Origin of the sequence: Burkholderia sp. CpTa8-5 (assembly GCF_017815045.1) — a bacterium.
GTDB lineage: Bacteria > Pseudomonadota > Gammaproteobacteria > Burkholderiales > Burkholderiaceae > Burkholderia > Burkholderia sola.
The window spans coordinates 90294-101666 of the sequence record NZ_JAGIQD010000023.1 but is presented as its reverse complement, the minus strand read 5'-3'; the positions used below and the strand labels follow the sequence as shown (position 1 = coordinate 101666).

Genomic DNA, 11373 nt, shown 5'->3' with positions numbered 1-11373 from the left:
GTCGGTCAGCATCGCGCCGAAAAGTTAACATCTCAGCGCAACGTTTACAACCACTCCTTCCACAAAACAAAAATGCCGTTCGGTCGCTTAACTGAACGGCATTACCGCAATCGCGGGGCTTTTTTTGTCTGGCGAAACCGGCGCCGGCGCCGGAAGGAACCTGGCCGCCGGCGCGGCTTACGCCTGCCGCTGCAGCCCGTCCACGTCCTTCGCGGGCGCCGGCCGGTAGCCGAGCGATTCCGAGATGGTGAGCGCCGTCCGGCTCAACTGGCCGAGCCACGCGTCCTGCAGCCGGTCGGCCGGCGCCGACAGCGACAGCCCCGCGACGAGCTTGCCCGAATCGTCGTAGATGCCGGCCGCGATGCAGCGCACGCCGAGTTCGAGTTCTTCATTGTCGCGCGCGCACGATTGCTGGCGGACGATCGTCAGCTCGCGCTCGAGCTTCGCGATATCGGTGATGCTGTTCTGCGTATGGCCGGACAGTCCCGTGCGCGTCGCATACGCACGCACGCGCGACGTTTCGTCGGCCGCGAGGAACAGCTTGCCGACCGACGTGAGGTGCAGCGGCGCGCGGCCGCCGATCGCGCGGACGACCTGCATTCCCGAGCGCTCCGAATACGCGCGCTCGATATAGACGATCTCGTCGCCCTGGCGCACCGACAGGTTCACGGTCTGCCCGGTGAGGCGGTGCAGCTCGCGCATCGGCATCAGCGCCGCGTCGCGCACAGACAGGCGCGCCTTCACGAGATTGCCGAGCTCGAGCAACCGCATGCCGAGGCGGTAGGTGCCGGGATCGGAGCGGTCGACGAGGCGGCAGGTCACCATGTCGTTGAGGATGCGGTGCGCGGTCGACGGGTGCAACTCCGTGCGCTGCGCAAGTTCCTTCAGGCTGACGGGGTCGCTGTGCGCGGCGAGCGCGTCCAGCAACCGCATCATGCGTTCGATCACCTGGATCGACGTTTTTGAATCCGGGGTGGGTTGGCTCATGTCGGGGGAGGAATCGGTTGACGCGTCAAGCGGTGTTGGATCGATTGTATCTCGTATCGTGAAAAAAGCGAACGCCGTTCGAGGAAGTCCTCGTTTCGCGCACCGCGGGCTTGCGCGCGGGCCGGCGTTGGTCTTGCCGGACAAACGTCGGATAATGAGAGCCGTTTTCTCGAAGGAGCACGTATGCGAGTCGGTTTGTTCGTCACCTGCCTGGTCGACCTGATGCGCCCCGAAATCGGTTTTTCGGCGCTCAAGCTGATTCGCGACGCCGGCTACGAGGTGATCGTGCCGCCTACGCAGACCTGCTGCGGCCAGCCCGCCTACAACTCGGGCGACCGCGCGCTCGCACGCGACCTCGCGGAAAAGACGCTGCGCGAGTTCGAGTCATTCGATTACGTCGTCGCGCCGTCCGGTTCGTGTGGCGGGATGATCCGCGCGCACTACGGCGACCTGTTCCGCGACGATCCCGAGCTGATGGGGCGCTACACGCGGTTCCAGCAGGAAGTTTACGAACTGACCGATTTCCTCGCGAACGTCGCGAAGGTGTCGCTCGCGCCGGGCGAATTCGCCGGGCCGGTCACCTATCACGATTCGTGCTCGGGCCTGCGCGAGCTCGGCGTGAAGGAGCAGCCGCGCGCGCTGCTCGCACAGCGCGGCGTGGCCGTCGCCGAGATGAAGGACTGCGAGCACTGTTGCGGCTTCGGCGGCACCTTCTCGGTGAAATACGGCGACATCTCGGCGGCCATCGCGGACGAAAAATGCGCGAACGTGCGCGCGTCGGGCGCGGGCACGGTGGTGCTCGGCGATCTCGGCTGCATGCTGAACATCGAAGGGCGGTTGCGCCGCACCGGCGACCGCGACACGCGCGTGCTGCACGTCGCGCAAGTGCTGGCGGGCGACGTCTGACGCCCGGTTCCGCTCACTTTTTCCCCGATACCGCGATGCAAGTCCAATCGATGCATTTCAAGGCGCGCGCCGGCCAGAAGCTGGCCGACCAGCGCCTGCAGCAGAACCTGAAGAAGCTGTCGACGAAGTTCGTGTCCGCGCGCGCCGACGCGATGACCCTGATCGACTTTCCGGCCACGCGCGCCGCGCTGAAGGCGCGCCGCAACCGCGCGCTCGAGAATCTCGATGTGTGGCTCGAGGCGTTCGAGCGCGAGGCGACGCGGCGCGGCACGACGGTGCTCTTCGCCGAAACGACTGCGGACGCCGCGCGGCTCGTGGCCGACATCGCGCGCCGGCACGACGTGAAGAAGGTCATCAAGACCAAGTCGATGGTGTCCGAGGAAATGCGCCTGAACGCGGTGCTCGCCGAGATGGGCGTGCAGTCGATCGAGACCGATCTCGGCGAATACATCCTGCAGATCAACGACAACGAGCCGCCGAGCCACATCATTGCGCCCGTCGTGCACAAGGACAAGGACGAGATCGCCGACCTGTTCGCGCGCACGCATGGGCGCGAGCGGCTCACCGAGATCCCGGACATGACGCGCGAGGCGCGCGAGGTGCTGCGCCCGCATTTCATGTCGGCCGACATGGGCGTGACGGGCGGCAACTTCGTGATCGCGGAAACGGGTTCGGTCGCGATCGTGACGAACGAAGGGAACGAGGGCATGTGCACGGTGATGCCGCGCGTGCATGTCGCGGTGACGGGCATCGAGAAGGTGTTGCCGACCCTCGAGGATCTCGCGACCGCGATGCGGCTGCTGCCGCGTTCCGCGACCGGGCAGAAGACGTCGAACTATTTCTCGCTGCTGACCGGGCCGCGCGGGCCCGGCGACGAGGACGGCCCCGAGCACAACTACGTGGTGCTCGTGGACGGCGGCCGCACGGGCCTGATCGGCGGCGAATTCCAGGAGATGCTGCGCTGCATCCGCTGCGGCGCGTGCATGAACCATTGCCCGGTGTACCAGAAGGTCGGCGGTCATGCGTACGGTTGGGTCTATCCGGGGCCGATGGGATCGGTGCTGACGCCGAGCTACGTCGGGCTCGACCGCACGCTCGACCTGCCGCAGGCGGCGACGCTGTGCGGCGAATGCGACAGCGTGTGCCCGGCCGGGATTCCGTTGTCGCACCTGTTGCGCACGTTGCGCGAGAAGCAGGTCGAGCGCCACCTGCGACCGTGGCGCGAACGCGCGGCGCTCGCCGCGTGGGGGTTCTTCGCCCGACGCCCGATGCTGTATGCGCTGACGACCAAGCTCGCGGTGCGCGTCCTCGAACGGCTGGGCGGCGACGGCGGCATGCTGCGGCGCCTGCCGATGATGGGCGGCTGGATGGATACGCGCGACCTTCCGACGCCGACCGGGCGCACGTTCCGCGAGCTGTACGCGGCGTCGCAAAGTCACCTCGGCTGACACTGTTCAGCGAGCGGCAACAGTGCGTTCGCTATTTGCATATTTATCTTGATAGATGCGATCTATAGAATCTCGTCTGTAGTCCCCGGAATCGGGTTTCGGGGTACGAGGTCAACGAGGTCCGCATCATGAAAAAGACAATATCGATGTACTGGCCGCTGGCAATCGTGGTTCCGCTGGCAGCGGTTGCCTATCTGCATGCGATGGCCGATGCGCCGTCGCGCGGCCCGCTCGCGGTTCACCAGGCGTCCGCCGAACTGGCGCGCGCGGTGTCGTTCGGGCTGGTCGGCGACGCGGCGCAGCCGCTGCCCGCGGCATCCGGCGACATGGCGCTCGCTGCGCCGAAGGCGTTGTAACGCATGACGCCGTCGCTTCGCGCGGCGGCGTGATGTCGGCCGCCTTTGTATAATGGCGTGTTCTTCTCCCACGCGGTGCGCCGCGGCTTTTCGATAGTGCGATGACCCGCGTTGCGATCTGTTTCGTCTGTCTCGGCAACATCTGCCGTTCGCCCACCGCGGAGGGCGTGATGCGCCACCAGGTCGATGCGGCCGCGCTGGCCGACCGGATCGCGATCGATTCGGCCGGCACTGGCGACTGGCACGTCGGCGAGCCGCCCGATACGCGTGCGCAGGCGGCAGCCCGCAGCCGCGGCTACGATCTGTCGGCGCTGCGCGCGCGGCAGGTGAGCGCGGCGGATTTCGAGCGGTTCGATCTGCTGCTCGCGATGGACGAAGCGAATCTCGCCGAGCTGCGCCGTCGCTGTCCGCCGCAGCATCGCGACAAGGTGCGCCTGCTGATGGAATTCGCGCCGGGCGCGACCGAGACCGAAGTGGCCGATCCGTATTTCGGCGGCGCGCAGGGCTTCGAGCAGGTGCTCGACCAGGTCGAGCGCGCGTGCGCGGGCCTGCTGGAGACGCTCCGCGCACGCACGGCGCACTGACCGCGCGATATTCAGCGGTCTGCGAATACCCTTTCACAGACATGGATACTTGACTAAAAACGTCAAATATTTATACTTGACCAAAATCGTCAAGATTGCAGTCCCCTAGACACCATGAGACTCACCACCAAAGGCCGTTTCGCCGTCACGGCGATGATTGACTTGGCACTGCGCCAGGAGCAGGGCCCGGTGACGCTTGCAGGCATCAGCCAGCGCCAGCGGATTTCGCTCTCGTATCTCGAACAGCTGTTCGGCAAGCTGCGCAGGCATGAAATCGTCGAATCCGTGCGCGGCCCGGGCGGCGGCTACAACCTCGCGCGTCGCGCGCAGGACGTCACCGTCGCCGACATCATCATCGCGGTCGATGAACCGCTCGACGCCACGCAGTGCGGCGGCAAAGGCACGTGCGACGGCTCGAAGCAGCCCGACGGCCATTGCATGACGCACGAGCTGTGGTCGACGCTGAACCAGAAGATGGTCGAATACCTCGATTCGGTGTCGCTGCAGGATCTCGTCGATCAGCAGCGCGCACGCGAGGGCGCCCCTGCGGTGCTGCGCGACCGTCGCGCGCCGGAGCCCGTCGCCGCACCGGCCGAGCCCGTGCGCACGATGCCGCTCGGCCCCAATTCGGTGTTCAACATCGCGAGTTCGTGAGCGCGAAGGCGCCCGCCAACCCCCATAACGCACATAGTCCCTGCACAGAATACCCGGAGCGACAGATGACCCAAGAGACTCTCCACCTGCCCATCTATATGGATTACAGCGCGACGACGCCCGTCGATCCGCGCGTGGTCGACAAGATGGTGCCGTACCTGCGCGAGCAGTTCGGCAACCCGGCGTCGCGCAGCCACGCTTACGGCTGGGACGCGGAGCGTGCGGTCGAGGAAGCGCGCGAACAGGTGGCCGCACTCGTGAACGCCGATCCGCGCGAGATCATCTGGACGTCGGGCGCCACCGAGTCGGACAACCTCGCGATCAAGGGCGCCGCGAACTTCTACAAGGGCAAGGGCAAGCACATCATCACGGTGAAGACCGAGCACAAGGCCGTGCTCGACACGTGCCGCGAGCTCGAGCGCGACGGTTTCGAAGTCACCTACCTCGACGTGAAGGACGACGGCCTGATCGACCTCGACGTGTTCAAGGCCGCGCTGCGCCCGGACACGATCCTCGTGTCGGTGATGCACGTGAACAACGAGATCGGCGTGATCCAGGACATCGAGACGATCGGTGAAATCTGCCGCGAGAAGGGCATCGTGTTCCACGTCGATGCCGCGCAGTCGACCGGCAAGGTCGCGATCGACCTCGCGAAGCTGAAGGTCGACCTGATGTCGTTCTCGGCGCACAAGACCTACGGCCCGAAGGGCATCGGCGCGCTGTATGTGCGCCGCAAGCCGCGCGTGCGCATCGAAGCGCAGATGCACGGCGGCGGTCACGAGCGCGGGATGCGGTCGGGCACGTTGGCGACGCACCAGATCGTCGGCATGGGCGAGGCGTTCCGCATCGCGCGCGAGGAAATGGCGACCGAGAACGAGCGCATCCGCATGCTGCGGGACAAGCTGCTGCGCGGCCTGTCGCAGATCGAGGAAACCTACGTGAACGGCGACATGGATCGCCGTGTCCCGCACAACCTGAACATCAGCTTCAACTTCGTCGAAGGCGAGTCGCTGATCATGGCGATCAAGGACGTTGCGGTGTCGTCGGGCTCCGCATGCACGTCCGCGTCGCTGGAGCCGTCGTACGTGCTGCGTGCGCTCGGCCGCAACGACGAACTCGCGCACAGCTCGATCCGCTTCACGGTCGGCCGCTTCACGACGGAGCAGGAAGTCGACTTCGTGGTCGATCTGCTGAACAGCAAGATCGCGAAGCTGCGCGAACTGTCGCCGCTCTGGGAAATGCACCAGGAAGGCATCGATCTGTCGACGATCGAATGGGCCGCGCACTGATACCGCATTGAATGCAACCGCGGGCGGATTGACGCACGCAGACGTAACGAGTCAAGGAGTCTGAGTCATGTCTTACAGCAACAAGGTTCTGGATCACTACGAAAACCCGCGCAACGTCGGTTCGTTCGCGAAGGACGACGACACGGTCGGCACGGGCATGGTCGGCGCGCCGGCATGCGGCGACGTGATGAAGCTGCAGATCCGCGTCGGCGCGGACGGCGTGATCGAAGACGCGAAGTTCAAGACCTACGGTTGCGGTTCTGCGATCGCATCGAGCTCGCTCGTCACCGAATGGGTGAAGGGCAAGACGCTCGACGAGGCACTGTCGATCAAGAACACGCAGATCGCCGAGGAACTCGCGCTGCCGCCGGTGAAGATTCACTGCTCGATCCTCGCGGAAGACGCGATCAAGGCAGCCGTGGCCGACTACAAGAAGCGCCACGACACCAAGGAAAGCGATCAGGCAGCAGCCTGAACGGCATCGAGCGGCTAGGGAAGGGAACGCGGCGGGCCCCGGCGGCGCGCCGCGGCAAGGACATCATGGCAATTACACTGACCGAAAAAGCAGCACAGCACGTGCAGAAATACCTCGTCCGTCGCGGCAAGGGTGTGGGCCTGCGGCTTGGCGTTCGCACGACCGGGTGCTCGGGGCTCGCGTACAAGCTCGAGTATGTCGACGAGCTGGCTCCCGAGGATCAGGTGTTCGAGAGCCATGGCGTGAAGGTCGTCGTCGATCCGAAGAGCCTCGCCTATATCGACGGCACCGAGCTCGACTTCGCCCGTGAAGGCCTGAACGAAGGGTTCAAGTTCAACAACCCGAACGTGAAGGACGAGTGCGGGTGCGGGGAATCGTTCCGCGTGTGACGCGGCTCCCTCCGCGCGACGCGGGCAACAGGCGGCACGGGCCGCCTTTTTAATGTGCGGCGTTTGCCGCGCGACGAACCGGAATTGAACGCGACGATGGTTTCGCTCAAAGACAGCCATTTCGACCTGTTTCACCTGCCGGCGCAATTCGCGCTCGACGAGGCGGCGCTCGACGCCGCCTATCGGACGGTGCAGACGCAGGTGCATCCGGACCGCTTCGCAGCGGCCGGCGATGCGCAAAAACGCATCGCGATGCAATGGGCGACGCGCGCGAACGAGGCGTACCGCACGCTGCGCGATCCGCTGAAGCGCGCGTCCTATCTGCTGTCGCTGCGCGGCGTCGACATCGGCGCGGAAAACAACACGGCGATGGAGCCCGCCTTCCTGATGCAGCAGATGGAATGGCGCGAGGGCATCGAGGACGCCGCGGCCGCCCGCAACGTCGACGCGCTCGATGCATTGCTCGCCGAGTTGCGCGACGAGAAGCGCGTGCGCGTCGAGCGCCTCGGCACGCTGCTCGACAGCGGCGCCGACCAGGCAGCCGCGGAAGCCGTGCGTCAGCTGATGTTCATCGAACGGGTCGCGTCGGAAGTGGGCGCGCAGATCGAGCGCCTCGAAACTTAACCGCGTGCCTGGCGGCACGCGCAGCAAACGGGCCGAGCGCCCGAACGAACCAAGATGGCTTTACTGCAAATTTCCGAACCGGGCATGGCGCCGGCGCCGCACCAGCGGCGACTCGCCGTCGGGATCGATCTCGGCACGACGAACTCGCTCGTCGCCGCCGTGCGCAACAGCGTGCCCGAAGTCCTGCCGGACGAAGCGGGCCGCGTGCTGCTGCCGTCGGTGGTCCGTTACCTCGAGAAGGGCGGCCGCCGCATCGGCCACGAAGCGAAGGCGCAGGCCGCGACCGATCCGCGCAACACGATCGTGTCGGTCAAGCGCTTCATGGGCCGCGGCAAGGCCGAGGTCGAAGGCGCGGCGAACGCGCCGTACGAATTCGTCGACGCGCCGGGCATGGTGCAGATCCGCACGATCGACGGCGTGAAGAGCCCGGTCGAAGTGTCGGCCGAGATTCTCGCGACGCTGCGTTATCGCGCCGAGGATTCGCTCGGCGACGATCTGGTCGGCGCGGTGATCACGGTGCCCGCGTACTTCGACGACGCACAGCGCCAGGCGACCAAGGATGCCGCGCGCCTCGCGGGCCTCAACGTGCTGCGCCTGCTGAACGAACCGACCGCCGCGGCGATCGCCTATGGTCTCGACAACGCGGCCGAAGGCCTTTATGCGGTGTACGACCTCGGCGGCGGCACGTTCGACCTGTCGATCCTGAAGCTGACGAAGGGCGTGTTCGAGGTGCTGGCCGCGGGCGGCGATTCCGCGCTCGGCGGCGACGATTTCGACCACGCGCTGTTCGGTCACGTGCTCGCGCAGGCCGGTATCGACGCGAAGACGCTCGCGCCCGAGGACGTGCGCCTGCTGCTCGATCGCGTGCGCGTGCTGAAGGAAGCGCTGTCGTCGGCGCCCGAAGCGGCGCTCGACGTGACGCTGTCGAGCGGCGCGCACCTCGTGCAGACGATTTCGCACGACACGTTCGCGTCGCTCGTCGAGCCGCTCGTGCAGCGCACGCTCACGCCGACCCGCAAGGCGCTGCGCGATGCGCAGGTCACGCCGGCCGACATCAAGGGCGTCGTGCTCGTCGGCGGCGCGACGCGCATGCCGGTGATCCGCGACGCGGTCGCGAAGTATTTCGGCCAGCCGCCGCTCGTGAACCTCGATCCGGACCAGGTCGTCGCGCTCGGCGCGGCGATCCAGGCCGATCTGCTCGCGGGCAACCGCGGCACCGGCGACGACTGGCTGCTGCTCGACGTGATTCCGCTGTCGCTCGGTGTCGAGACGATGGGCGGTCTCGTCGAGAAGATCATTCCGCGCAACTCGACGATTCCGATCGCGCGTGCGCAGGAATTCACGACCTTCAAGGACGGCCAGACCGCGATGGCGATCCACGTCGTGCAGGGCGAGCGCGAGCTCGTCGCCGACTGCCGGTCGCTCGCGCGCTTCGAGCTGCGCGGCATTCCGCCGATGACGGCGGGCGCGGCCCGCATTCGCGTGACCTATCAGGTCGATGCGGACGGCCTCCTGTCGGTGTTCGCCCGCGAGCAGTTGTCGGGCGTCGAGGCGTCGGTCGTCGTGAAGCCGTCGTACGGCCTCGCCGACGACGACATCGCGAAGATGCTGGAAGACAGCTTCAAGACCGCCGAAATCGACATGCGCGCCCGTGCGCTGCGCGAAGCGCAGGTCGAGGCCGAGCGGATGCTCGAGGCGACGCAGGCCGCGCTGGCGGCCGACGGCGAATTGCTCGAGGCCGACGAGCGCGCGCAGGTCGACGCGCTGACCGCGGCGTTGCGCGCGGTCGCGCAGGGCGACGATACGAACGCGATCGAAGCGGCGACCAAGGCGCTGGCCGACGGTACCGACGAATTCGCGGCGCGCCGGATGGACAAGAGCATCAAGCGCGCGCTGTCGGGCCGCCGGCTCGACGAGATCTGAACCCACGAACCGCGCATCGGCCGGCAACGGCCCGCGCGACGATGAACGTGCGGCGCGCGGCGCCGCACCCTGACTGACGGAACGAACATGCCTCAACTGGTGGTGCTGCCTCACGTCGAACTGTGCCCGGACGGTGCGGTGATCGACGCGACGCCCGGCAAGAGTATCTGCGACAACCTGCTCGATCACGGGATCGAGATCGAGCATGCATGCGAGAAGTCGTGCGCATGCACGACGTGCCACGTGGTGATCCGCGAAGGCTTCAACGATCTGACGCCGTCCGAGGAGGACGAGGATGATCTGCTGGACAAGGCGTGGGGCCTCGAGCCGACGTCGCGCCTGTCGTGCCAGGCGATCGTGAAGGAAGATTCGGACCTGGTGGTCGAGATCCCGAAGTACTCGATCAACCACGCGAAGGAAAATCACTGACAGGAACCGGAGGCAGGCGATGAAATGGACCGATTCGCGTGAAATAGCCATTGCGCTGGCGGACAAGCACCCGGACATCGACCCGCAGCGGATCAACTTCGTCGACCTGCGCCAGTGGGTGCTCGAGCTCGACGGCTTCGACGACGATCCGACGCACTCGGGCGAGAAGATCCTTGAGGCGATCCAGGCACACTGGATCGACGAATCGGATTTCGACGACGAGGACTGACGGACCCGACCGGTCACGGCGTGCGCTGCAACGGTGCACGCCGCGCCAATGAAAAACGGCTCGTGAGCATTTGCTCGCGAGCCGTTTTCGTTTTGGGCGCGCTGCCCGCGCACGTTGCGCGGGCAGGGGACGCCTGCGATTACGCGATCAGCTTTAAGCGCCGACCAGCGTGCCGTTCTCGATCCGCACGCGCTGGCCCTGGCCGAACGGCGGCGGGTTGTGGTAAGTGAACGTGCGCGTCGCGCCGCTTTCCATCTGCACTTGCACCTGATAGTCGGTTTCCGCGCGAACCTGCTTCTCGACCTGGTTGCCGGCGAGCCCGCCGCCCAGCGCGCCGATGATCGTCATTGCGGTGCGGCCGTTGCCGTGGCCGAACTGGTTGCCGAGCAAGCCACCGGCCGCCGCGCCGCCCACGGCGCCGATCCCCGAGCTCTGACCCGGCGTGCGCGTCTGCGTGATCGCGACGACCGTGCCGCAACTCTGGCAGTAGGCTTGCGCGGGCGCCGACGGCTGCTGCGCGTATTGCGGCGGCTGCGGTGCGGTCGTGTGACGGCGGTGCGGCGCGGCCGGGCGCGGCGCGGGCTTCGGCTCGGCCTGCGCGACGGCGGCCTTCTGCTGCGCGGCGGCCTGTTCCGCGGCCTGCCGCTGCGCTTGCGCGGCCAGCGCGGCGCTGGCGGCCGCGGCCGTATCGACGGCCGGCTGCGACGCGATCAGCGCGGCCTGGGTCTGGCCGTTCTGTTCGTTGCTGCTGGTGGCTTTCGGGAAGACGCCCGTGATCGCTGCCGTCGCCGCGAGGCTGGCGACGATGACGGCTCCCGCTGCGGTGGCGATCAGCGGGTGAAGGCGTTGCTTTTGCGGCGTGGTCTGATTCTGGTTGTCCATTTTGTTCTCCAAGGTCGATCCGGATCGGCGCGCTGCGCCGGAGCAGGATCCCACGCTCGGGAGCGAGCAGACTCGGCGTTCCGGCGCCTCGTTCTGGTCCCGTGGTCATGCGTGGTGACGCAACAGGAGTGTCGTCCACGGCCCAGCGGCGCGCCGTATCAAGGTGTAACGAATTGCAGCGGGGCATTCACGGCCGTT

At 66.6% G+C, this 11373-nt stretch carries 14 protein-coding genes; 12 read left to right on the top strand and 2 right to left on the bottom strand.

What is annotated here, in order from left to right:
- Positions 1-177: 177 nt before the first annotated feature.
- Positions 178-987 (bottom strand): IclR family transcriptional regulator, encoded by an 810-nt coding sequence (locus J8I35_RS27305; RefSeq protein ID WP_050013008.1) that lies wholly within the window; start codon positions 985-987, stop codon positions 178-180.
- Positions 988-1170: 183 nt separating this feature from the next.
- Here J8I35_RS27305 and J8I35_RS27300 point away from each other — a divergent pair, with 183 nt between their 5' ends.
- From J8I35_RS27300 to iscX, 12 genes are all read left to right on the top strand, one after another.
- The gene (locus tag J8I35_RS27300; RefSeq protein WP_209927831.1) at positions 1171-1893 is read left to right on the top strand and encodes a (Fe-S)-binding protein; all 723 of its coding nucleotides are present in this window, start codon (positions 1171-1173) and stop codon (positions 1891-1893) included.
- A 35-nt stretch (positions 1894-1928) separates the two neighbouring features.
- Complete coding sequence (locus tag J8I35_RS27295; protein WP_050013006.1) at positions 1929-3341, top strand: lactate utilization protein B; 1413 nt, start codon at positions 1929-1931, stop codon at positions 3339-3341.
- 128 nt (positions 3342-3469) lie between these two features.
- Positions 3470-3697 (top strand): hypothetical protein, encoded by a 228-nt coding sequence (locus tag J8I35_RS27290; protein ID WP_050013005.1) that lies wholly within the window; start codon positions 3470-3472, stop codon positions 3695-3697.
- Positions 3698-3798: 101 nt separating this feature from the next.
- Positions 3799-4281, top strand: coding sequence for a low molecular weight protein-tyrosine-phosphatase (locus tag J8I35_RS27285; RefSeq protein ID WP_050013004.1), 483 nt, complete (start codon positions 3799-3801; stop codon positions 4279-4281).
- Positions 4282-4395: 114 nt separating this feature from the next.
- Entirely contained in the window at positions 4396-4935 is a 540-nt protein-coding gene (gene iscR, locus J8I35_RS27280; protein WP_006401955.1) for a Fe-S cluster assembly transcriptional regulator IscR, read from the top strand.
- A 65-nt stretch (positions 4936-5000) separates the two neighbouring features.
- Positions 5001-6224 (top strand): IscS subfamily cysteine desulfurase, encoded by a 1224-nt coding sequence (locus tag J8I35_RS27275; protein ID WP_069621823.1) that lies wholly within the window; start codon positions 5001-5003, stop codon positions 6222-6224.
- Positions 6225-6291: 67 nt separating this feature from the next.
- On the top strand, positions 6292-6699 hold the full coding sequence (gene iscU, locus J8I35_RS27270) for a Fe-S cluster assembly scaffold IscU (protein ID WP_006478389.1): 408 nt from the start codon (positions 6292-6294) through the stop codon (positions 6697-6699).
- 65 nt (positions 6700-6764) lie between these two features.
- Complete coding sequence (gene iscA / locus J8I35_RS27265) at positions 6765-7088, top strand: iron-sulfur cluster assembly protein IscA (RefSeq protein ID WP_011885413.1); 324 nt, start codon at positions 6765-6767, stop codon at positions 7086-7088.
- Between the two features lie 96 nt (positions 7089-7184).
- Entirely contained in the window at positions 7185-7712 is a 528-nt protein-coding gene (hscB, locus tag J8I35_RS27260; protein ID WP_011549462.1) for a Fe-S protein assembly co-chaperone HscB, read from the top strand.
- A gap of 54 nt (positions 7713-7766) precedes the next feature.
- Positions 7767-9635, top strand: a complete 1869-nt coding sequence (gene hscA / locus J8I35_RS27255; protein ID WP_050013002.1) for a Fe-S protein assembly chaperone HscA — start codon at positions 7767-7769, stop codon at positions 9633-9635.
- A gap of 87 nt (positions 9636-9722) precedes the next feature.
- Positions 9723-10064: an ISC system 2Fe-2S type ferredoxin gene (gene fdx, locus J8I35_RS27250; RefSeq protein ID WP_006478392.1), complete on the top strand. Its 342-nt coding sequence runs from the start codon at positions 9723-9725 to the stop codon at positions 10062-10064.
- A gap of 19 nt (positions 10065-10083) precedes the next feature.
- Positions 10084-10293 carry a Fe-S cluster assembly protein IscX gene (iscX, locus tag J8I35_RS27245; protein ID WP_006478393.1) on the top strand — a complete coding sequence of 70 codons (210 nt, stop codon included), beginning with the start codon at positions 10084-10086 and terminating at the stop codon, positions 10291-10293.
- Between the two features lie 153 nt (positions 10294-10446).
- Here the strand turns inward: iscX and J8I35_RS27240 are convergent, their stop codons facing one another.
- On the bottom strand, positions 10447-11175 hold the full coding sequence (locus J8I35_RS27240; protein WP_124556715.1) for a glycine zipper 2TM domain-containing protein: 729 nt from the start codon (positions 11173-11175) through the stop codon (positions 10447-10449).
- Positions 11176-11373: the final 198 nt, after the last annotated feature.